We start from the raw sequence: 23,194 nt of genomic DNA, 5'->3' as shown, positions 1-23,194 counted from the left end.
TGTTTTCACTATTGTCTAAAATATGCTTGAATGAGAATGTCAATCAAGAAACCTGATAAATTCGTATTTGTAAGTCATTTCTCTATCATTGGTTGAATTTGCGTACAATCACCGTTCCTTCAACCATTCTTTCTACATAAATGGGAGTATTCTCATCAATCAAACCATCGGCAGAGCGCACTTCGATGATGTGTCCGTTAAAGTTTGCATTGCCTATCAGTGCAAGGCGGGTTATTGCTATGCCTTTGTCTCCGATGCGGATATGGGTTCCTTTTAGGGGATCGATTTTATAATCCAGTGTTTTCTTCAAAGAAAGCTTGTCCATGGTTTTTGAGTGCATAAACCAAACGATAATGGCTATGCAACTTAGGACGGATGCTATCAAAGTAATGAATCCTGCTATCGGTCCTAATGTGTCGAAAGCGTAATAGTTGGCATATAGCAGGCAGATGGCTGATGCTATTCCGGCTATACTGATGCCGGGAATAAGGAAAACCTCTACAATAAAGAGAAGTAGTCCTGCCAAGATGAGCGATACGATAATAAATACTTCCATAAATATCTTTGTATTAGTGTTTCAACTTCTTTATTTCTTCGTTGCGGACACTGATATCCAGTTGGGCCATTTCTTTCAGAAGTTGTTCAGTACGTTTTTCCAATTCCAAAATGGCGGGTGTCAGATTCTTCTTTCGTGCACTGTTCCCTTGGGCATATTGTTCGCGCTTGTCATCCAAATTTTTCTTCAGGTTGTCATAATCCTTCTGCTTTTGTATTCTTTGCTGGTAAAGTTTGCGTGCTTCGGCAGAGCGGAAGTCGTTCAATGTGTGGTAAACGGCAGAATCATCTATTATCAAGGTGAAGTCTTTTTGTTGTTCTCCGGATTCTTTGGCATACATTATGGCTGCCAGGCGTTGCTTGCCGGTTCGTACTTTCTCTTCATCTTTCCAAGTGGTATGGATAGAGCGCAGGCTGGCTGCATTTATGATGATCTGTTCGTCTGTACTTTCATAATTGTATACTTCTTTTGAAGAGTTCGGTACAAACACATAGATACAGACTTTGTTATCAGGCTGATAGCGGTCTGAAGCAAACCAGCCGATATTGTTGAATTCATCAATGGCATACATATAGTCATTGGCGGGAGAGTTAAATGGCATTCCTATATTATCGGGACGAAGATAATTGCTATTTTCCGAATCATAGCGAGTTACAAAAATATCGTATCCTCCCAAAGAGCCTTCTCCATCCGATGCATAATACAAGGTAATGCCATCTGACATTAAGAAGGGATAGTTTACATTTCCCTGTTCATTAAGGGACGTGAGGGGTTCGGGCTCGCTCCAGCCGTCCAACAGACGGATACGGGAGTACAGTTGCATCTTGCCGTCTGTGCTTTGGTTTCCGTAGAGTACTTTATTGCCCATTTCGGTCTGATAGACAGTCCCGGATATCGCAGGATCGTGATAGAGTGCCCCCGACTCTCTACTGATTTTATATGCTTTTAGAAAATCATTTTTATCGACTACAAAGCTGTCTATTACAGTAATGTTTTCCACTCCTTTTATCATACGGGCTGCTTGCTTTATTTGTTCCAGCTCTGCTTCAGCCATTTCGGTAGGGCGTTTTTTCTTTTCCAACCATTCTATGTGTTGTTCGTAGTTATCTACGGCATCGTCAAACCGATAGATGTCATAATATAGTTTTCCTAAGTAGCGGTATGCGTCAATGACTTTGCGGGCGGCGCTTTTTTCAAGGTAGGGCTGTGCTTCTTTTTTTTCTCCTGTTTCATAACAACATGCGCCATACCAATAATTATAATTGGCGTTAGAAGGGGCTTGTTTTACCAGCTTTTGGAAAGCAGGTTTGGCTTGTTCAAATTCTCCGTTCAGGAAAAGTTGTTTGGCTTGCGCCAAGCTTTGTGCCGCAGCATTGCCTGCGCAGCATAAAGTAAATAAACCAATGATATATTTTTTGTACATAGTTAGTTTATAATCCGTATTATTTAGATTCAAAAATACAAATATTAATTGGAATTCTCATGCTTCACATAATTCTATTTTGTTAAATCTTCCATAAATCATTCTTTTCATGTACTTTTGTGCCCTATTTTTAAAGAAGATGTATGGCACAATTTACGGAAGACGAGAAAATAATGCGAAGGTTGGAGCAACGCTTTAACAAGGGGGTGGTAAAGTATCGCTTGATTGAGGATGGTGATAAAATTTTGATAGGTCTTTCTGGTGGGAAGGATTCTTTGGCTCTGTTGGAGCTATTGGCAAGGCGTTCACGTATTTTGAAACCGAAATTTACAGTGATAGCTGTGCATGTAGGCATGACAAATATTCCTTATCAATCTGATTTGGAATATCTGAAAGGCTACTCAGAGGATTTAGGGGTGCCGTTTGTGCATTATGAAACTTTTTTTGATCCGAGTACCGACACTCGGAAGTCTCCTTGTTTCCTTTGTTCTTGGAATCGGAGAAAAGCTTTGTTCACGGTGGCAAAGGAGCAGGGGTGCAATAAGATTGCTTTAGGACATCATATGGATGATATCTTGGAAACTTTGTTGATGAATATTACTTTTCAGGGAGCCTTCAGTACAATGCCTCCTAAATTAGTGATGCGTAAATTTGAGATGACAATTATTCGTCCGATGTGCTTGGTACATGAAGCGGATTTAATTGAAATGGCACGTATCCGCGGTTTTCGTAAACAGATCAAAGATTGTCCTTATGAAAGTTTGTCGAATCGTTCAAATATGAAAGAGGTTTTATATTCTCTAGAAAAAATGAATCCTGAAGCACGGTATAGTTTGTGGAAATGCATGACAAATATTCAGGAAGAATTGTTGCCTGGGATGAATGAACACGATTTATAGTGGATATGGTTGTTTTGTTATTAGGGGATATAACGAAACTGCTTATAGTTAGTTGTTTGTACTTGTGTGCAGCTTAACCAACTATCAATATTATTAATGTATTTAGATGAGGAAGAATGTTATAAAGTTATCCTTCCTGTTGTTTGTTGTGCCGGATACAAGGTGATGTACATGTCTGGTTTGTTGGGGAAAGTGTAGAAATATTCTACAATGAAAATGTGGATCTTTTTCTTTGAAAATAGCTTATTCTTAATGTATTTAATTGATAATCAAAGCATGTCTTGTTTTGGCATAGGCTTTGTTTTCTCTTTGTCATAAGAATAACCATTTAAATATATTAGGATATGAGAAAGTTTTTTGTTGTGTTAGTATGGGTAATGGGATTAGGACTTGCAGCGTTGTTTGCAAAAGATATAGTACGTGGAGTGAAGAATGTGATTGCGATAAATCATTTTACCCCTGTTGAGGTGAATAATGCTCCAACAGGATGGCATCAAGACTTGTGTTGTTATCTTAATTAATTTGCCGTCATAGAGATTTTGTTCATAATTGAAATTGGAAACAACTGTTTTTTATGGCAGCTGTTTCCAATTTATTTGTATTCAGTTGTCCTTATACTCTTTTCGCCAAGTGATTTTTGTACACTAGCCTAGGACAAATGTAAAATAGTAAAGGGGATTGGATGAATAGTTATTAATGAATGTTTTTAATGTCATCCTGTACTATCTGATTCATTTCTTTCATTAGTTTTTTGGGATTCTTTTTAGGGGAGAGTCCTTTATCTTTTTCTTCATGCAAAAGATCTGTTTCAGTTATGTTCTCACTCCAGTCTTCGAACATATTTGTTGCCGGTTGTCCTGATAATGTTACATTCTCTTCTGCAATAGGGACATTTCTCTCAATAATTTTTTCCATAATCTAATCTATTTATTGTTTCCTAGATGACAAATACGGGTAGAAATGGTTTAATGATTTAATAAAGTTTGAAGTTTGTGATAAATAGAAAGTTCTTGAACAAGCTAGCAAGACTTTATTTGCGGGCAATGTTTTATTTCTTTTTTTAAATGACTTTGCCTTGTAAAGAGTGCTTCTCTGTCCTTTCAATTGAAAAACAAGTTTTTAAAAAGCGGTTTTTTCGGTCTGTTTGAGGTTCATCTGCAAAATCGTGGGGAAGGACTTTGGTTCTTGAAGGATTGTTTTGTTCTCTGATAGCTTTCAGAAATGTTCTTGACGTATCAGTTTTTCTCTTGAGGAAGTTCAGATGTTTATGCCCTCATGTCCTCACTGTCTGTATAACAGACTAATTATAAACAACTTATATGCATATAGTAAAAATATTTGTTCTCACTTATGCTCTCATGCTCTCATAGTGTTCTAAAATATGTTTTCGTGTAACATGCTTGTCCTCAGTTATATACATATATTGTGGGCTATTTCAGGCTTGATAGGGAGTAGGGTGTTTTCAGGCTTTTTTCTCGCAAGAAGTGTGCATAAGGGGGGGATTTCTATAGAATGACGGTTTACAAAGTTCCGGTAACGGTAAAAAAGATCAAGACGTTTTTAAAAAACGCCCTTGTCTTTGATATGGAATTTTATTTTGGATATATAATTATACATACATACGTCCGCACAAGTCTGTACGTATGTATAACTATATGGGAATATACGTGTACAAACATGTTTTCTGATGCGGGAAAAACATACTTTGGCATTCCCTATATTTTTGCAAGCAATCTTACTTTGGTTTTTGCCTTTTTCATTTTTAGCAGTGACACTTTTTTTGGGGGGGCTAACAAGGATAAAATAAAAAAGGCTATCTTCCCAGACAGCCAATCTTTTGTTAACCTTAAATCTAATACTATGAAAAACACAGTGCAAATATACGAATTTCTGAGATGGGTCCAAATTCTTAGAAAGAAAAAAAGCTTGTTATAACATGGTTTAGCAAATGAACTTTTTTCTTAACAAATAGCAGATTGAAAGAGTGGAATTGGTTGCTTTTTTGTTCAACGGAAATAAAACATGCTTGTTGCGGCAATAACTCATTGTATTATTCTTAATTCGATTATTTCCATTATCTTTGCACTCCCAAAATGCTTGTTGATATGCAGTTGTTAAAAGCATAATGGATATTATAGGCAGATTGTTTCCAGATAAAAAATAGATTAGAATATATGTTGTCTCATGGTATTTATTCAGTAATTTTGCTGATTTTTTCAAATGTCTTTATGACGTTTGCTTGGTATGGTCATTTAAAAATGCGACAAGAGTTCAGTTGGTTTGCAGCCCTTCCGTTGATTGGTGTGATTGCATTTAGTTGGGCAATTGCTTTTTTTGAATATTGTCTTCAGGTTCCTGCCAATCGTCTTGGGTTTAAAGATAGTGGAGGACCGTTTGATATTATGCAACTCAAGGTGATTCAAGAAGTTATCACATTGGCTGTATTTACATTATTTTCTGTTTGGGCATTTAAAACAGAACTGAAGTGGAACCATTTAGCGGCTTTTCTCTGTTTGGTCCTTGCCGTTTATTTTGTCTTTAAGAAGTAATGAGTTTTGGTTAATAATTGCTGAATCCTTTTTGATAAGCAAAGTGTCTTGTTTGGGCAATGAATCTTGTTCAGATACTTTGCTGATTCTAGGAAACAAGATGGAATCCTGTCGGGTTGGTACGTAACTTTGATAGATTTTCCAACCTTTGGCACGATTACGATTACGTCGGATGGCACGTCCTCGTTTGGTTAAAGATTCATACAGGAATTTGTCGGCATCCAGTCCTCCTATTAATGGGTTATTACTGGGAGTTACCGTTTGATCCATGCCGGCAGGTAATATTACATAGCCGTTTCGCAAACCGGGAATCAGTTTGATATTTAGTTTCCATGATATTGTCAGAGAGTCTTTTCTTTTCAAGAAAATGGGATCATTAACCGGATCTTCATGCCATGTGGTGTAAGGAGTGTAGGGAGTAAGACGCACAAAGTTAGGGCGTACCCATTTGGTTGTGTCGCCGAAGTTTTTAGGCAAGTCTTTCAGAAACTTCATCCACGGTTTGTCTTCGGACATGATTGGAGTACCTTTTATATTGTCTTTGTCCGATTGAAAGTCGAAATGGATAGACTTTACGGCTTCTGTGTTGATTTTTAGTTCTCCATCTCCATTCAATAGCTCCTGTAAACGAATCGAGTCCTGTTTGTTCCATTGTGCTTGTGCTGTCAGTATACTGATAGTGCAGAATAATATGCTAAAATTTACCCTTTGGGTCATTCGTTTTTTCTTTATGGTTATAATTGGTAACAAAAGTAATCTAGAGTGGGTTTAATGCTGGTTAAATTTGAGTTATTAATTGTTTATAATGTGAATACTTTAAATTTTATTTGGTTAATAAAAGGATTCGTTTACACCTCTTTTGTTGTCATGGAGCACACTTCATATAGACATTTAGATAGTTACTTCAATATTTGGTAATCAAGTTTTGTATTTTATTTTCAGATATAGTGACAGGGTTCATATTCATGGTATGTATTTCAATTGATGTCAGTACATTGGTCAGATAGGCGATATAGGTCTATATGGATTTATGGGGTCCATTCTGTCTGTGTGATTTATTTTCGGTATAGAATAAAAATAGCCCGTTAATTTTTAATAACGGGCTAAATTAGTGAAAATGATAATATTTATTTGGAGGAGAGTTGTGCATGCATGGAAGCAGCTGCTTTACGTCCGTCACCCATTGCAAGGATAACTGTAGCTCCACCACGCACAATATCGCCACCGGCATAAATAGTCGGGATTGACGATTGCATATTTTCATTTACGGCAATTGTTCCTTTGCGTCCCAATTCCAATCCCGGGATGGAACTGGGAACAATCGGGTTAGGGGAGACGCCTACGCTGACTATCGCCATATCAATGTCAATGGTTTCTGTTGCTCCTGGAATAGCTATCGGACTGCGACGGCCGGAAGCATCTGGTTCGCCTAATTCCATTTTCTGTAAAACGACTTGTTTCACACGCCCCTTTTCATCGGCAATATATTCTATGGGGTTATGCAGAGTCAGGAATTCCACACCTTCTTCTTTAGCATGTTTCACTTCCTCCAGGCGGGCAGGCATTTCTTCTTCCGAACGGCGGTAAATAATCATTGCGCGTTCTGCTCCCAAGCGGCGTGCTGTGCGGACAGAGTCCATAGCTGTGTTACCACCGCCGATTACTGCTACACGTTTGCCGAATGTTACAGGAGTATCCGAATCCTCACTGGCTGCATCCATTAGATTTACACGAGTCAGATATTCGTTGGAAGACATGATATTGATAGAATTTTCACCCGGGATATTCATGAAGTTGGGAAGCCCGGCACCTGATGCTACAAATATACCTTTGAAATCTTCTGCTTCCAAGTCTTCCACACTGATTGTCTTTCCTACGATGCAGTCCTTCATGAATTTGACACCCATCTTGGATAAATTGTCAATTTCTACATCTACGATTTTATTGGGTAGGCGGAATTCGGGAATCCCATATTTTAATACACCCCCTATTTCATGTAAAGCTTCGAATACAGTGACATCGTATCCCTGTTTAGCCATATCTCCAGCAAATGAGAGTCCGGCGGGACCTGAACCGATAACTGCCACTTTTATGTTGTTCTTTTGCGCTACTTCCGGTACGGATATTTGACCGCTTTCACGTTCGTAATCAGCAGCAAAACGTTCCAAATAGCCTATGGCAACGGCTTCGTGTCCGGCTTTCAGATGAGTGCATTGTGATTCACACTGTTTTTCTTGAGGACATACACGCCCGCAGACAGCAGGTAATGCACTGGTTGCTTTTAAGGTTTTGGCAGCTTCAAGGAATTCACCGCGTTCTATATTTTTGATGAATTTCGGGATATTGATTCCTACGGGGCATCCGTTCATACAAGTAGGGTTGGGGCAGTCCAAACAACGTTTTGCTTCCGTTACAGCTTGCTCTTCATTCAAACCTAGATTGACTTCTTCCTTACGGCTATGTGAACGGTATTCTGCATCCAGTTCGTTCATTTTTACACGGGGGATAGCCATTCGTTCTTTAGGTTTCATGGCTTTACGTAAGCTTGCACGCCATTCGGCATCCCGGCCGTCCAGTTCTTTAGTCGCTTCACAAGTCGTCGGCTTTTCGGTGTCTAGTTTGTGAATTTCTTCTTTTTCTATATCTTTGAAAGCTCCCATGCGTTTCAACATTTCGTCAAAATCTACTTGATGGCCGTCGAATTCCGGGCCGTCAACACAAACAAAACGTGTTTTGCCTCCTACAGTGATACGGCAGGCACCACACATACCGGTTCCATCCACCATAATGGTGTTCAGAGAAACGTCGGTGGGAATTTCATATTTTTTAGTCAGCAGGCAAACGAATTTCATCATGATGGCAGGACCGATGGCGAAACATTTGTTTACCGTTTCACGTTTGATTACTTCCTCCACGCCTTCAGTCACTAATCCTTTGCGTCCGTATGAGCCGTCGTCTGTCATAATGATTACTTCATCAGAGCTTTCACGCATTTCTTTCTCAAGGATAATTAATTCTTTGGTACGTCCGGCCAATACGGTAATTACGCGGTTGCCGGCAGCTTTCAAAGCCTGTACGATAGGAAGCATCGGAGCAACGCCTACTCCTCCTCCGGCACAGACTACTGTTCCGAAATTTTCAATGTGGGTGGCTTTACCCAGCGGACCAACCACATCTGTAATATAATCTCCTTCGTTCAATTCACAAAGTCGTGTAGAAGAAAGGCCAACTTCCTGTACTACTAGTGTGATGGTACCTTTTACGGGATCGGCACCGGCGATAGTAAGTGGCATACGTTCTCCTTTTTCACCGACACGGACAATTACAAAATGTCCGGCCTTACGTGACTTGGCAATCAGAGGTGCCTCTATGACCAATTTAAAGACCTTTTCCGAGAAATGTTCTTTTGAAATAATCTTATTCATTTTGCTATACTATAAGTTCGTTGTTTTTCTAAGTTGATTGTCAAATTGATAATTTATGCAAAGGTAGGATTATATTTTTTAAAGACAAAAGAAAAGCCGCCCTTTTGTATGGGGCGGCTGATCCTATCATGATAAATCCGTTTTTGATTTTGTTGCAGTTTGTTCTTGATGTGAAAAAGAGATTATTTCTTTGTTCTGATTTTATATCCTATCATTCCATAATATAGGATGAAGAGGAAACAGGGAACACAGATCCAGTAGGAGGTCTGGAAGCTAGTTGCATCTTGAATCACACCGCGCACCCATGGCATAACCGCTCCACCGGCAATAGCCATGGTTAGCAATGAAGAGCCGGCTTTGGTGAATTTGCCGAGATCCGCCATTGCGAGAGGCCATAATGCGGGCCACATTAATGAGCATCCTAATGCCATAAAGAATATGCAATAGATTGAAATTTCAGCCGGCATGGTTGCTACTAATGCAGAACCAATGATGGCTATGATGGCACATATTTTCATTGCGGTAGCCTGGCTCAGATATTTAGGGATTAAGGTTGCGCCGCAAATGTATCCTACTACCATACCAATGGAAGGGATAAATCCGTAATTGTCACCCGGCAGCTCCAATGCTTTGGCATATCCGGTTGCAGTTGCCAAGGCTATGGTTTCCACACCTACATAAAGGAAAAGAGCAAGTACTCCTAATAGCAAGTGAGGAAATTGCATGATGGAAGTTTTACCTTCTGCATACGGACAGGCAACCGCTTCTTCCGCATCTGTGGCGGCATCCTCTCCGGCAGCTTTTACTTCAGGCAGTGGAGCCATTAAGGCGATAATGCCTAATACAACGAAAATACCGACAATAATACCAAATGGCTGGAACAAATCTTCCATTTTTATTTGGTCTATGGTTTTGCCGATTACTAAGGTAATAAAAAGAGTAGTGGCAGGCCAAGCCAGTTTGTTGCAAATACCCATGATGGAAATACGTTTTGCGGCAGACTCTATAGGGCCAAGAATAGTTACATATGGATTTACTGACGCTTGGAGTACTGCATTGGCGGCACCACAGATGAATGAGGCGAAAAGAAACCATACAATAGATTCTGTAGCGGCTGCTTGGATGAATAATCCGAAAGCGATAGCGAAAATGATGAATGAAAGAGCCATTGTTTTTTTGTAACCGATGGCTTCAATGCATTTGGTGGCCGGTATACCAAAAATTAGGAATGGAACAAACGTGGCGGCAAGCAGGAGATTGGATTCTGAAGCCGACATTTCCATTGACCGTTCTAATACCGGCATTAGGAAAGAGTTAATGCCCAATGCAAAACCAATTGCAAAAAACATCATGCCTACAAAGGCAAGAGGTACCATGAAATTTTTCTGTGAAGTATTCATAATAATAGGTTAAATGGTTAGTAATCAGGTTGAAATAATAAAAAAAGAATGTCATTCTGCATACAAGACAGAATCTGTCGGGAAAGATCGGATTCTGAATAATACTCAGAATGACATTCAATATATGTAATTAGCTGTTATTAGTCAATCATCTCGAATCCGCAATAAGGAACTAATGCTTTAGGGATACGGATACCTTCCGGAGTCTGATTATTTTCTAATAAGGCTGCAACAATACGCGGCAAAGCCAGTGCGGAACCGTTCAAAGTATGGCATAATTCTGTTTTCTTTTCGGCAGAACGGTAACGGCATTTCAGGCGATTAGCCTGATACGTATCGAAATTGGATACAGAACTTACTTCCAGCCAACGCTGTTGTGCTTCCGAATAAACCTCAAAGTCAAAGCAAAGTGCAGCTGTAAAACTCATATCACCACCGCAAAGGCGGAGAATGCGATAGGGGAGTTCTAATTTCTTCAACAGGCCTTCTACATGGTCCAACATTTCCTGATGTGACTGTTTGGAATGTTCGGGTTTGTCAATGCGTACCAGTTCTACTTTTGAGAATTCGTGCAAACGGTTCAACCCACGTACGTCTTTGCCGTAAGATCCGGCTTCACGACGGAAACATTGAGTATATGCGCAATTCTTGATAGGCAATTGTTTTTCGTCCAAAATCACGTCACGATAGATATTGGTTACAGGAACTTCTGCGGTTGGAATCAAGTACAAATCATCTACTTCACAATGATACATTTGTCCTTCTTTGTCGGGAAGTTGTCCTGTTCCGTAGCCCGATGCGGTGTTTACTACCGTCGGTGGCATGATTTCTTCGTAACCGGAAGCGCGGGCTTCATCCAGGAAGAAATTGATTAATGCGCGTTGAAGACGTGCCCCTTTACCTTTATATACAGGAAAACCTGCCCCTGTGATTTTCACGCCCAGGTCAAAATCTATCAAGTCGTATTTTTTGGCAAGTTCCCAATGGGGAAGCGCATTCTTGGGGAGTTCGGTTTCCATACCGCCCATTTTTTCCACCACATTGTCTTCAGCGCTTACACCTTCGGGCACACTGTCATAAGGAACATTGGGAATGGTGTAAAGCAGGTTGGTCATGTCTTCCTGTGCTTTGTCCATTTCTGCTTGTAAAGCTTTGCTGGTTTCTTTGATTTCGGCTACACGTGCTTTAGCTGTTTCAGCATCTTCTTTTTTCCCTTCTTTCATCAGTTGCCCGATAGATTTGGAGAGCGAGTTCACTTCTGCCAGGTTTTTATCTAATTGATTCTGCGTGCTACGTCTTTTGTCATTGAATGCAAGCACTTGTTCTATCGTTGCTTTTGCATCTTTAAAATGCTTCTTTTCCAGTCCGCGGATTACCTCTTCCGTATTCTCTGTAATTTGTTTAATGGTAAGCATATCTTTTCAGTCTTTTTGATATTTCTTGAATTAATGGACAAAGATAGATAAAAAAATGGTAAGGTGTATGAGTTATTCGTTACTTTTGCATCCGGATTAGAAAATGAAAAGTAAGAAAGATGAATTATCTTGAGATAGCGGGCGCTTTAATCGGTCTGCTTTATTTATGGTTTGAATATAGGGCGAGCATTTGGTTGTGGCCGGTCAGTGTCATTATGCCTGCCATTTATATAGTTGTTTATTATCAAGTGGGTCTGTATGCCGATTCTGTTATCAGCATCTATTATTTGTTGGCTGGAATTTATGGTTGGTGGATGTGGTTGCGCCATACGCCGGATAAAGGGGAGAAGCCTGTTTCCGGCACACCGTCTAAGCTGCTGTTGCCTATGTTTGTTGTGCTGCTTGTGGTGTTTGTGCTGATAGGGATTATTCTCGAAACTTGTACAGATAGTACGGTGCCCTGGTGGGATAGTTTTACAACAGCACTTAGTATTATTGCCATGTGGATGCTTGCACATAAATATGTGGAACAATGGTTGGCATGGCTGGTTGTTGATGCTGTTTCTTGTGGTATCTATGTTTACAAAGATTTATATTTCACTTCTTTTTTGTATGGACTTTATGCGGTAATCGCTTGTTTCGGTTATTTGAAGTGGAAACAATTAATGAATTTATCTTATGAAAGAGTATAAATTACCGATAGGATGTGACGTGCCGGAAACAATTATTCTGGCTGATGGTGATTTCCCTTCCCATCCGTTGGCACTGGAGTGGTTGAGGCAGTGTCCTTATGTGGTTTGTTGTGACGGGGCAGCAAATACTTATATTCGTTCAGGTAGAATGCCGGAAGCCATTGTTGGCGATGGCGATTCTTTATTGCCGGATATTAAAGAGCGATATGCTTCGTTGATTCATAGTGAGGCAGAGCAGGAAACAAATGATTTGAGTAAGGCATTTCGCTTCTGCCTGTCACAGGAGAGGAAGCGTATTACTATCATGGGGGCTACAGGAAAAAGAGAAGATCATACAATAGGGAATGTCAGCTTGCTGGCGGATTATATGGAGCAGGCGGAGGTTAGTATGATGACTGATTATGGTATTTTTGTTCCCATAAGGGAGGACAGTATGTTTGAATCTTATATCGGTCAGCAGATTTCTGTTTTTAATATGAATAGTACGGCTTTATCTGCCGAAGGGTTGGCTTATCCTTTGTCTGTGTTTACCAATTGGTGGCAAGGGACTTTTTGAATGAGGCATTGGCCAGGCATTTTATAATCCGGACTGAAGGTAAGGTTTTAGTGTTCAGGGTATTCTAAAAGAAAAGACTCTTCAAGGAATGAAGAGTCTTTCAATTTTTTTATTTTGTAACTGATTATGCTTCTACAGCCGGAACAACAGAAACAGATCTTCTGTCATTGCGACCTACTTTGAAACATACTGTACCATCTACTAAAGCGAAAAGAGTATGGTCACGTCCCATACCGATGTTTTCACCCGGATGGAATTCTGTACCTCTCTGACGAACAATGATGTTACCTGCTTTACAAGCCTGTCCACCAAATATCTTAACGCCTAATCTCTTACTTGCTGATTCACGGCCGTTCTTAGAACTACCTACACCTTTTTTATGTGCCATTTCTTCTTAAATTTTAAATGATTAAGCAATAACTTGTTTAATAGTTAACTCTGTAAACTGCTGGCGGTGACCGTTCAGTTTTCTATAACCTTTTCTTCTCTTTTTGTGGAATACAAGTACTTTGTCGCCTTTTACCAGCGGAGATACTACTTCACAAACTACCTTGGCACCTTCTACAGTAGGAGCACCTACAGTTACTGTTCCATTGTTGTCTACCAACAATACTTTTTCAAATTCAACAGTTGCGCCGTTTTCTGCGTTCTGAATGTGGTGTACAAACAGTTTTTTGCCTTCTTCAGCTTTGAACTGCTGACCGTTAATTTCTACAATTACGTACATCTTTTTATAATATTAAACGGTTTTCTCCGTAAGGTGGAATGCATCACTGCCTTCACTTTTCTACCTCATCGGACTAAATCGGGCACAAAATTACTATATTTATTTATATCTGCAAAGAAAAACCATCTTCTTTTTTCTTGTACTCAATGTTTTTATTCATATTGCATTTTGTGGATGCGCGATTGTATAAATAAGGTTTGTGTGATTGTACTTTTATTTACCCCATTGTATAATATAGGCTATCAATACAATGATGCCTATAATGATAGAACAGACTAGCAACAGTCCCAAAAAGCAATACCAAAACATGATTATTGTACGGCAGAAGCTTTTCCACCAGGAAAGTCCGAACAGTTGGCGGTAATCCCAGACAAATAATATAAAGATTGCTTTGTAACTTAAATCAAAAATATCATTCAAATGTGCTGTTCCGGTAAATGGCAGGATCAGTAAAGAAATCCATAAGATTTGGCAGGCTATATAAACTTGTGCAAAAAAGTTTTCCGTCAGATTTAGTCTACGTCCGATAGAGGTCCGGCAGAAGCTTAACCGGGTGCTTATTGTAAAAAGAGGGAGCAGAGCAAGGATGCTGAAGGCTTTGTTGCCATGTATCCAACTTTTCATCAGGTTACCGACTGCAGAGAGAAAGCTATTTTCTGTGAAATAATTGTTAGTCATTTCGTTAAAGACATTTTTCATTTCACTTCCGGCTTCGCTCAAATCATTCCAGATATCTTGATCTTCATAGGGATTATCTTGTTGGGCCATGTTTGCCAATATGTTTTTTCTTATTTCCGATATGGTTGAGTCTTGTTTGTTGGCTTCTCTTCCTAAAGTGGCCATCCGTAAGCTATCTTGTCTTGCCAAAGTCGTACCAATTTCTTTCATCAGACCTCTCCAGTCATCAATCTCGCCGTTTTTTGCTTTTATTTTTTGTTTAAGCTCCTTTTTTATTTGTTTGCTTATTTCTTTTTTTAGCTCATTGGGGTCTTGATTGCTGAATTTTGCATCGATTTGTGCTTGTATTGATTCTGATAAACTGTGAGTTTGGGCCCACTGTGCACTGTCTGCATAGGTAATACTTTGTTCTAGATAATATTTGGTACAACTGTCTGATGTCTGTTCCTGTTGGTACTTGATGTCGTCCATCAGGCTGGCGATAGTAGGCTCTTCTTCCATTTCCTTTTCCGATAGTTTTATCGCTGCCGGGTCAATGAGTTGTACGCCCATGATGTATAGAGCAGCCAGAACGAACAAGGTTTGAAATGGTTTATAGTAATGTACACGTTTTCCCTTCAGATAATCCCGTATCATGTATCCTGGTCGGTAGAGTAGTTCTATCAGGTTACGGCTGAAACCATGGTCTATGTTAAAGAACCCACTTAAAATATTCTGAAAGGCATTTCGTATGGTAAAACGTGGCGTGTGGCGGTTTTGTCCGCAATGGGGACAATAATTTCCTTGAAACGTGTTTCTGCAGTTCTTACAGACGCAACATGTCGGATTTTCTTTTATTTCATGTTTCCCTCTTATTTGTTTTTGATGGAGCAGTTTGTAGAAGGCTACTATTTTTTGGGGAAAACAGGAAGAATAAAAGAACTTTTCCGGAAAATGTTTGTCTGGTTCGTAAGGGGTGAATTTATGAATTAATGGAAGTAACGAAAGATTGTCTAGTATTTGCCGGTGTGGGTAGACCATCAGTTCTTCGCGGGTTGTCATGCCATTGAGCACACCTACGAAGTCTACTTTGGCTGCTTGGGCGGTTTCTGCGTCCACTGTGCTGTCACCGATGTAGAGTGTTTCGCTTTTCCGGCGATGCAGCCGGCGTAGTGCTTTTTTTATACCTTGGGGATCTGGCTTGGCTTGCTTTACATCCTCTCCTCCGATAATAATGTCAAAAAAATCTTTCGGAAAATGTTGGTCTACCATTTCGCGGATACGAAAACGGAATTTAGTGGAAATGATACCTATTTGGGCACCTTGGCTTTTCAGTGTTTTCAGCACGGTAACCGTTTCAGGAAAAAAGAAAGTGTTGACAGTCATGTATGTATCTGCTTCCTTTACATATTCTTTTTTATATTCGGCTAATGTTTCGGGAGTAGTGATTCCGCTCAAAATACTGAATGAATCTTCCAGTGTTTTTCCAATGGTGCGTTTTATGGCTTCATCACTGATGCCCGTATGCCCATGGCGTTCCAGTACATTACGAAAGCAGATAACGATGCCGCGTGAAGAATCGGCTAGTGTGTAATCAAAATCAAAAAGGTATGTTGTGTATTTCATTCTTTCAAATTAAATTCATTTTAGTGTAATGAATATATTGTCCGCAAGGATCTTGTCAAGGACGGCCTCCACTTAACCAGTGTTTATGGTAATAATCTTCATTCAGGCTGCTGATTATGACTCCCCGGCTGGTACTGGCATGGATGAACTTATTATCTTTCAAATAAATACCTACATGACTGGCAATCCGTTTTTTTCTGCCGTTATGGAAGAATACCAAATCTCCTTCGCGCAAGTTTCTCTTACTTACTTTATGGCAATCTTGGGTACGTTGGTCATCCGAATTACGTTTCAATTTTTTGTGGTATACCTTTTTATATAAATGTGAAGTCAGTCCGGAACAGTCCACTCCCCGTTTGCTGTTACCACCGCCACGGTAGGGGACTCCCAGCCATGCTGCTGATTCTACGTACAGTTGGTGATTGTCTTTCATGTCAATATCCATATTCAGACGGATGGAGGCACGCGTCAGTTCTTTGTAGTTATAACGTGGGGCAGAGGTACCGCATGAAACCAACAACATGGCCAGTGTACCTAATACCAGCAAATGGAATAGTAGTTTTTTCATTCTGTTACATTAAAATAGTCCTCTAATTCCTTTTCGGCGGAATTCCCTTTATTGTCAATATCTCGGATAATCTTTCCGTTTTCCAACAGAGCGATGCGTGGGCATATATCTACTGTGTGGTTCAGATTATGGCTGGATACCAGTATGGTGGCTCCGGTTTCTTCATTATAAGCTTTCAGTAAATGCTTGATAATGGACTGCGAACTAGGGTCCAGAAAGTTGAACGGTTCATCTAGAACCAGTACCTGCGGTTGGTGCAGCATAGCCGAAATGATACCTATTTTCTGTTTGTTGCCTGCCGAATAGTTACGAATCAGTTTTTTTTGTCCGATGACTTCGCCATTCATAAAACGTTCAAACCTAGCGACACGTTTATCTACTTCTTCTTTTGTTAGTCCGTACATTTTTCCTACAAAGTAGAAATATTCTTCGGGGGTAAGATAATCTATCAGGAAACCTTCGTCAATGAAAGCTCCCGTTATATTTTTCCATTCCTCACTCCGGCTCACATCGATGTTTCCGATATGTACACTGCCTCCGTCGGCTTTCAGCAAGTCCAGCATCAGGCGGAACAGGGTCGTTTTTCCTGCTCCGTTATTGCCCACCAGTCCCAACATGTTACCGCTTTGAATGGAGTAATTTTCTATGTCTACAGCCACTTTCGGGCCAAAGTTCTTTTGTAATTGGTTTATTATGATATTCATACGCAATTCGTTTTAACGTGAGTCACGGAAGCCTTCCATATTCTCATAACGGCGCTTCATGAAACGGTTATAGATATTTTTTATCCAAATATTGTGGGTTGCAATCAGTAACAACCCTATAATCATCATGATGATGCAGGCTGTATCCTGTTCAAAGAAAGCTGTCAGAGCTTTGTTGATAATCAAGGGCAGGAAAAAAGCACATGAGATGATAATGGTCTGGAATAAGGAACTTCCCCGATTGCTTCGCATGACATTGGCGTTTAACGGGAGTGTCTTTTTATTGTACACAGCCAGTTGCAGCATCATGGCGAATACGAATCCTGTTGTAAACAGCATATAGGATAGAGCCATGAGGAAGGGTATCTTGCCCTTAGCTACAGGGATCATCATAATCAGGAAAGGGATGAACACGATGATGCAGTTCAGGTAATACTTGGCACGAAGCAAGTTATAGATAGATTCCTTACGGCTCATAAGACCATCCAGATAGTTGCCCTCAAAAGACATCACTTGCCCCAGGGTCATGATACTTAAAATGGCAAAATTGTATATGCAGATAAAATTTATCATTCCTGTTCCGTCATACACATCCGTGAAGGCAATCAGTGCCGAAAAAGCCAGCATGATGATAAATCCCATGCGGAATTGTGTCTTTACGGTTTTGTTACGGAAACACAGTTTTAGTTCCAGACGTAGATATTCACCTACGTCACCATAGCGGTCCAGGAATTTATATTCGGATACATGCTTCATCTTGGTGTCTTCCACTTTGGCTATTTCATTATAGATGAAGTGTAGCTGTAGCTTGCGATTTACTAGCAGAAGTAACAGAATGGCTGCTATGACACCTAGAAAGGCGAGTATGTTTCCTTCTATAAATCCTTCTCCCAAATTCATCATGAACGTGGAAACCGGGTTTCCTTCGGGAATAAATTCAGTTCCCGCTAATAATCCGTATACTCCGATCGGGAGAAGTATATAAAGCAGTTTCTCATTCAGTAAAGTTTTGCATATCAAATACCAATAACTGTTCATAACCATCAGAAGCCAAATGCCGCACAGATAGCATAGGATGCCCGTGAGTCCGTAGAAACGGATAATCGTAAGCAGAGCAAAAGGTATGATCAGGAAAAACCAGAAGAAATTGTAACTGCTGATTCCGGATTGTAGTAACAGGGTATCCACCAGCTTATTCTTTTTTACCGGCATAAGCAGATAGGGCTTGATCTCTTGCGACATGGCCGGTTGGAGCATGAAGCGTAACAGGAAATCAAGTATCAGAAGATAAATCAATCCTTGGTTCATAATATGGTAAGGTTCCATGCTGGGAAAGATATCTTCAAAAGCAAAGGACAGCATGACCCCGATAAAGATGAGGTATGCTGCCCAAAAAGCGACCATAAAGTAAATTAAAAACTTGGCGAAGCGGTTCCTGTCAAATGCAGGATTCCGCTTGGCCGCAAGTTTTTGATTCTGTCTTATAATAGATAGAAGCATAGGCTTGGATTATTTTGTTTCTTCCGAGGTCATGCTTACTTCTACACGGTTATTCTGTTCCAACAAGGCTTTGGTAAATTCTTGCAGATCTTTAGCGGTAATGCTGTTTACGGTATTTGTGTAGCCGGTGTTCATATCTGTTCCTTCCCAGAAATATTCACCCAGTATATTTACCCAATAACTGTTTTCTTTGGCATTTTCCTTGTATTTCTTCAGCATGAATTCTTTTACCTTGTTCAAATTTTCGGCAGACGGTCCTTGGTCGACAAACTGATTCAGTTCATTCAAAATGATATCCGTCATTTTGGCACGTTTGGCAGGATCGGTATCGAAATAGATTTGCAGAACCGCTTTCTCTTTTGGATATTTGGTCAGACTGCCGAATGCGCTTACTCCGTACGTACCGCCTTCTTTTTCACGCACACTTTCGGTATACATGATATTCAGTATCTGTGAAAGCATACTCATCATGATTTGGTTTTTCAGAGTATATGCACATTTACCATTGTTGATAACCAGTACAGAGGCTTTGGGCGTTTCCAGTTTTTTGCTGAAAATGTTCTTATAGTCGCCTTGGCGCATATCAATGTGATTGTCACGGAAGGTTTCCTTGCGGTTGACAGAAGGCAAAGCTCCCAGATAAGTTGCAATTAACGGCTCTACTTCTTCCGGTTTGATGTTTCCTACAAAGATGAAAGTAAAGTCGCTGGCGTCTTTGAAACGGTCTTTGTACATCTCCATAACTTTGGCATAGTCAATCTTGTCCACCATATCGGCTTTCATACGGATAGTACGCGGATGTCCCATATAGAGGGCTTTTTGCAATGTATCCTGTAAGGCAGTCATGGGGTTGGCCTCTTGATTTGCCAAAGATGCTTGCAGACGGTTCTTGAATGAAGTGAATGCATCATTGTCCATTCGTGGAGCCGTGAATGACAAATAGACTAATTGCATCAAGGTCTCAAAATCTTTGGGTGAGCAGCTTCCGCTCAGCCCCTCTGTATTGCCACCGACAGAAGCACTTACACTCGCTTTTTTACCTGCCAATACTTTCTCCAGATCAACATTGCTGAAGTTACCCAAACCGCCGATACTTGCCACATCATTCATGACATTGATATTGATAATTTCATCATTCGGGAACAAGGAACTGCCACCCGGACTGAAAGCTCTCATTCTGATTTCATCCGCTTTGAAATCGGTCGACTTTAAGATAACGCGTACTCCATTGGATAGAGTCAGGATAGTAGAACCGAACGGACCATTTTCCTGTTTTGTAATCTTTCCACCTTGGGGCTTTTCAGAAATCAAAGGTTCATCAGAAACTTTGTCTTCATAAGCAGTCAGTGTTTCAGCTTTTACCTTATTGACAGCAGCCAAAATTTCTTCCTTGGATGGAACTTTCAATCCTTCCTTTTCTGGGAAGAATACATTTACTACCAGATTGCTGTCGGTAACCAAGGCCGGGATCAGACTGTTTACCATTTCCACAGACAGGTTGGGGACGATCTGATTCATAATGGCATATTCATTTTCAATACCTGGAATCGGTTCGTTGTCAATGAAGTGGCGTACATATTCATCCACGTATGCACCGTTTTTCACTTTATTGCGTTCGTTGTATGCAGATTCCAGCATACGCAGATAATCCGCTTTGGCGCGGGCATATTCGGACGCGGTGAAACCAAATTTATGGACCCGTTCAATTTCGCGTACAATGGCGGTTATTGCACTGTCAATTCCATCTTCCTTGCTTGCTACTATTCCTGTAAAGGCATCTTTTGTTTTGGAAATCAGGAATTCTTGGTCGCTGACTTGAGCGAAGATGAAAGGAGGATTGGCTGTTTGGGTCAGTTCGTTCAGACGGGCGTTCAACATATTTTCTATCATGGATTTCATGTAGTTCACTACCAGATAATCCATGTTTCCCTTTTGTTCATTAGGAATAGCTTCATGTTTGTAGCATAAATAAGCTACTGGGTTTGCCTGTTCTTTATCTGTTTCTATTGCTACAATAGTTTCCTTATTGTCGGGAACTTGGAAGTATTCTCGTTCTGCCGGGTTGTCTGGCATTTTAATAGGAGAGAATATCTTCTTAATCTTTGCCTCAATCTTGTCTACATCTATATCGCCTACTACGACAATACCCTGTTGGTCCGGACGATACCATTTTTCATAATAATCGCGTAATGCCTGATAAGGGAAATTGTCTACTACTTCCATAATGCCGATGGGAAGCCTATAGGCATATTTACTTTCCGGATAAAGGGTAGGGAGGGCTTTTTCGTACATACGCATCATAGCGTTTGTGCTGGTACGCCATTCCTCATGAATCACACCGCGTTCGCTGTCTATTTCCTTAGGATCCAGTGTCAGGTCGTCGGCCCAGTCATGCAAAATCAGCAAACAAGAATCTACAACGCCGTCACGTATCACGGGAACATTGGAAATATTGTATACGGTTTCATCTATGCTGGTATAAGCATTCAGGTTTTCACCGAATTTCACCCCTATGCTTTCCAGATATTGGATGAGGGTTTTGTCGGGAAAGTTTTTAGTCCCGTTAAAGCACATGTGTTCTAAGAAGTGTGCCAAGCCTCGCTGGTTGTCTTCTTCCAAAATGGAACCTACTTTTTGAGCGATGTAGAAATCGGCTCTTTTTTCCGGGAGTTCGTTGTGACGGATGTAATAAGTCAATCCGTTGTCCAATTTACCGATGCGAACGTTAGGGTCCGTCGGGATGGGAGGCATTTGCTGTTGTGCAAAGCCCACCGACACGCTGCCTAGAATAATCCAGGCAGCTGCCATCTTCCTTAGAAAATGTGTCATAGTGTTTGTTGTGGGGTTAGTTTGTTTTTATTATAATAAGTCGTTGGCAGATAGGTATCTTTCTGCTTCTATGGCAGCCTTGCAGCCACTTCCGGCAGCAGTGATAGCCTGACGATAATGCGGGTCGGCCACATCACCGGCAGCGAACACACCGGGAACCTTCGTACGCGGAGTACCTGCTTCTGTTATAATGTAGCCTACTTCGTCTGTGTCCAAATAATCCTTGAAAATGTCTGAATTGGGTTTATGGCCGATAGCCAGAAAGAATCCGTCAATAGGCAAGTCATAACGTTCTTCGTTGCATTCACCCTGACGCTTTACCAAATGAACACCTTCTACGCCATTCTCTCCGTATAAGCCGACAGCGTTGTGCTCGAACAGTACCTTGATGTTAGGATGGTTCATAACACGTGCCTGCATAATCTTGGATGCGCGTAAGAACGGTTTGCGTACAATCAGGTAAACCTGTTTGGCCAGTCCTGCCAGATAGACAGCCTCCTCGCAAGCAGTGTCACCGCCACCTACTACAGCTACGGTTTTCTTGCGATAGAAGAAACCGTCGCAGGTGGCGCAGGCGCTTACACCCATTCCGGCATATTTCTGTTCGTCTTCCAGACCTAGATATTTGGCGGTGGCACCTGTGGATATAATTACAGTTTCTGCCTCAATCACTTTTTCGTCATCAATGGTGATACGGTAAGGACGTTTGCTCAGGTCGGCGGAGGTTGCAATGCCATTGCGGATATCCGCGCCGAAGCGTTCTGCTTGTTTGCGCAAGTCCTCCATCAGTTGGGTACCGCTGATACCTTCGGGATATCCGGGGAAATTTTCCACCTCGGTAGTGATGGTCAACTGGCCTCCGGGCTGTAGACCTTCATATAAGACCGGGGCGATGTTGGCACGTCCTGTATAAATGGCGGCGGTGTAGCCGGCAGGACCTGAGCCGATGATAAGGCATTTAACTTTTTCTGTACTCATAATACTTATTTCTTTACTTAATTTAATTTGATGAATATTATATTATCTCTCTATCTTGAACTCTGCTTGTTATCGTAAGTCTATCACTTCGGCATTTGGGAATTTCTTTTTATCAAACTTGAATGTCGCATTGTCCAGCGGCTGGTTGGTTTGGTAAGAAGTGACGATAATCTCATTTGCCGATTTATTACTTTGTTCTACCTTTATATATAAAGGCTGATATGTTTGGGAAACGAACAAGGTGATGGATGTGATATCCTGTTTATTCTCCGGAGTCAGTATCACTTCAAACCCCTGTTTGCCGTTACGGCTTTTGATCCCTGTATACTTATAATTATATCCGCTTTTGTAAATGGATAACAGTGCATAAGGATTGATGGTTTGCAACTCTTCCGGGGTAGGATTGCTCACATTCACTTCTTCGCTGCTTTCCAGATAACTCCATTGCGTTGTTCCGTCAAACCAGCTTTGTATTCCGCCACTGTTCAGATAGAACCGGTTGCCTTTTAGCAATAAGGTTCCATTTCCTGTCCCTCCAAAGGTGGCACGGATGCCTCCGGCCTGTTGCAGGGCATTGGCGGTTTTGTCCAATATCTCCCGTGCCTGTTTGTCCTTTTGTGCGGATAGGCTGACTGAAAGGAAAAGGATTAATACCAGTAAATATGTTCTTTTCATTTTTATCATAACATT

General features: G+C 40.8%; 20 protein-coding genes and 1 pseudogene. 5 read left to right on the top strand and 16 right to left on the bottom strand.

What is annotated here, in order from left to right; genetic code table 11:
- Positions 1–85: 85 nt before the first annotated feature.
- Both BVU_RS18285 and BVU_RS18280 read right to left on the bottom strand, forming a co-directional pair.
- The gene (locus tag BVU_RS18285) at positions 86–556 is read right to left on the bottom strand and encodes an NfeD family protein (protein WP_005839403.1); all 471 of its coding nucleotides are present in this window, start codon (positions 554–556) and stop codon (positions 86–88) included.
- A 13-nt stretch (positions 557–569) separates the two neighbouring features.
- Positions 570–1,979 carry a tetratricopeptide repeat protein gene (locus BVU_RS18280; protein WP_012055799.1) on the bottom strand — a complete coding sequence of 470 codons (1,410 nt, stop codon included), beginning with the start codon at positions 1,977–1,979 and terminating at the stop codon, positions 570–572.
- 143 nt (positions 1,980–2,122) lie between these two features.
- Here BVU_RS18280 and BVU_RS18275 point away from each other — a divergent pair, with 143 nt between their 5' ends.
- Together BVU_RS18275 and BVU_RS22585 are read left to right on the top strand one after the other, a co-directional pair.
- The gene (locus tag BVU_RS18275; RefSeq protein ID WP_005839398.1) at positions 2,123–2,878 is read left to right on the top strand and encodes an ATP-binding protein; all 756 of its coding nucleotides are present in this window, start codon (positions 2,123–2,125) and stop codon (positions 2,876–2,878) included.
- A 344-nt stretch (positions 2,879–3,222) separates the two neighbouring features.
- Entirely contained in the window at positions 3,223–3,399 is a 177-nt protein-coding gene (locus BVU_RS22585; protein WP_005851777.1) for a hypothetical protein, read from the top strand.
- A 172-nt stretch (positions 3,400–3,571) separates the two neighbouring features.
- Here BVU_RS22585 and BVU_RS18270 read toward each other — a convergent pair whose 3' ends face one another.
- A complete protein-coding gene (locus BVU_RS18270; protein WP_012055798.1) occupies positions 3,572–3,793 on the bottom strand; it encodes a hypothetical protein in 222 nt (73 codons plus the stop codon).
- Positions 3,794–5,052: 1,259 nt separating this feature from the next.
- Here BVU_RS18270 and BVU_RS18260 point away from each other — a divergent pair.
- The gene (locus BVU_RS18260; RefSeq protein WP_005851774.1) at positions 5,053–5,427 is read left to right on the top strand and encodes a DMT family protein; all 375 of its coding nucleotides are present in this window, start codon (positions 5,053–5,055) and stop codon (positions 5,425–5,427) included.
- Here BVU_RS18260 and BVU_RS18255 read toward each other — a convergent pair.
- The 4 genes from BVU_RS18255 to serS all read right to left on the bottom strand — a co-directional run bounded on the left by BVU_RS18255 (position 5,374) and on the right by serS (position 11,667).
- A complete protein-coding gene (locus tag BVU_RS18255) occupies positions 5,374–6,144 on the bottom strand; it encodes a DUF4858 domain-containing protein (protein ID WP_012055795.1) in 771 nt (256 codons plus the stop codon). The genes BVU_RS18260 and BVU_RS18255 overlap by 54 nt on opposite strands.
- A 410-nt stretch (positions 6,145–6,554) precedes the next feature.
- Entirely contained in the window at positions 6,555–8,852 is a 2,298-nt protein-coding gene (locus BVU_RS18250; RefSeq protein WP_005851768.1) for a bifunctional dihydroorotate dehydrogenase B NAD binding subunit/NADPH-dependent glutamate synthase, read from the bottom strand.
- A 182-nt stretch (positions 8,853–9,034) separates the two neighbouring features.
- Positions 9,035–10,252 (bottom strand): MFS transporter, encoded by a 1,218-nt coding sequence (locus tag BVU_RS18245; RefSeq protein WP_012055794.1) that lies wholly within the window; start codon positions 10,250–10,252, stop codon positions 9,035–9,037.
- A gap of 140 nt (positions 10,253–10,392) precedes the next feature.
- A complete protein-coding gene (serS, locus tag BVU_RS18240; protein WP_005839384.1) occupies positions 10,393–11,667 on the bottom strand; it encodes a serine--tRNA ligase in 1,275 nt (424 codons plus the stop codon).
- A gap of 119 nt (positions 11,668–11,786) precedes the next feature.
- On the opposite strand from serS, the gene pnuC reads away from it, so the two are divergent.
- Positions 11,787–12,359 (top strand): nicotinamide riboside transporter PnuC, encoded by a 573-nt coding sequence (gene pnuC / locus BVU_RS18235; protein WP_012055793.1) that lies wholly within the window; start codon positions 11,787–11,789, stop codon positions 12,357–12,359.
- A pseudogene (locus BVU_RS18230) lies at positions 12,346–12,983 on the top strand (thiamine diphosphokinase). Before pnuC ends, BVU_RS18230 begins: the two are co-directional and overlap by 14 nt.
- 56 nt (positions 12,984–13,039) lie before the next feature.
- Here BVU_RS18230 and rpmA read toward each other — a convergent pair.
- From rpmA to BVU_RS18185, 9 genes are all read right to left on the bottom strand, one after another.
- Positions 13,040–13,303, bottom strand: coding sequence for a 50S ribosomal protein L27 (gene rpmA, locus BVU_RS18225; RefSeq protein WP_005839377.1), 264 nt, complete (start codon positions 13,301–13,303; stop codon positions 13,040–13,042).
- A 21-nt stretch (positions 13,304–13,324) separates the two neighbouring features.
- The gene (gene rplU / locus BVU_RS18220; RefSeq protein WP_005839375.1) at positions 13,325–13,642 is read right to left on the bottom strand and encodes a 50S ribosomal protein L21; all 318 of its coding nucleotides are present in this window, start codon (positions 13,640–13,642) and stop codon (positions 13,325–13,327) included.
- A gap of 213 nt (positions 13,643–13,855) precedes the next feature.
- Positions 13,856–15,925 carry an HAD-IA family hydrolase gene (locus tag BVU_RS21905; protein WP_012055791.1) on the bottom strand — a complete coding sequence of 690 codons (2,070 nt, stop codon included), beginning with the start codon at positions 15,923–15,925 and terminating at the stop codon, positions 13,856–13,858.
- A 55-nt stretch (positions 15,926–15,980) separates the two neighbouring features.
- The gene (locus tag BVU_RS18210) at positions 15,981–16,493 is read right to left on the bottom strand and encodes a C40 family peptidase (protein ID WP_012055790.1); all 513 of its coding nucleotides are present in this window, start codon (positions 16,491–16,493) and stop codon (positions 15,981–15,983) included.
- Positions 16,490–17,197: an ABC transporter ATP-binding protein gene (locus tag BVU_RS18205; protein WP_005839367.1), complete on the bottom strand. Its 708-nt coding sequence runs from the start codon at positions 17,195–17,197 to the stop codon at positions 16,490–16,492. The genes BVU_RS18210 and BVU_RS18205 overlap by 4 nt, the downstream gene beginning before the upstream one ends.
- A gap of 12 nt (positions 17,198–17,209) precedes the next feature.
- Positions 17,210–18,697, bottom strand: a complete 1,488-nt coding sequence (locus BVU_RS18200; protein ID WP_012055789.1) for a DUF5687 family protein — start codon at positions 18,695–18,697, stop codon at positions 17,210–17,212.
- A gap of 9 nt (positions 18,698–18,706) precedes the next feature.
- The gene (locus tag BVU_RS18195) at positions 18,707–21,526 is read right to left on the bottom strand and encodes a M16 family metallopeptidase (RefSeq protein ID WP_012055788.1); all 2,820 of its coding nucleotides are present in this window, start codon (positions 21,524–21,526) and stop codon (positions 18,707–18,709) included.
- A 30-nt stretch (positions 21,527–21,556) separates the two neighbouring features.
- Positions 21,557–22,504, bottom strand: a complete 948-nt coding sequence (trxB, locus tag BVU_RS18190; RefSeq protein WP_005839361.1) for a thioredoxin-disulfide reductase — start codon at positions 22,502–22,504, stop codon at positions 21,557–21,559.
- Positions 22,505–22,573: 69 nt separating this feature from the next.
- Positions 22,574–23,188, bottom strand: a complete 615-nt coding sequence (locus tag BVU_RS18185; RefSeq protein WP_005839359.1) for a LolA-like putative outer membrane lipoprotein chaperone — start codon at positions 23,186–23,188, stop codon at positions 22,574–22,576.
- Between the last annotated feature and the right edge of the window lie 6 nt (positions 23,189–23,194).

The organism is Phocaeicola vulgatus ATCC 8482 (genome assembly GCF_000012825.1).
GTDB classification, from domain to species: domain Bacteria; phylum Bacteroidota; class Bacteroidia; order Bacteroidales; family Bacteroidaceae; genus Phocaeicola; species Phocaeicola vulgatus.
Note: the sequence above shows the minus strand (reverse complement) of the source record. Positions and strands in the feature narration are given on the sequence as shown.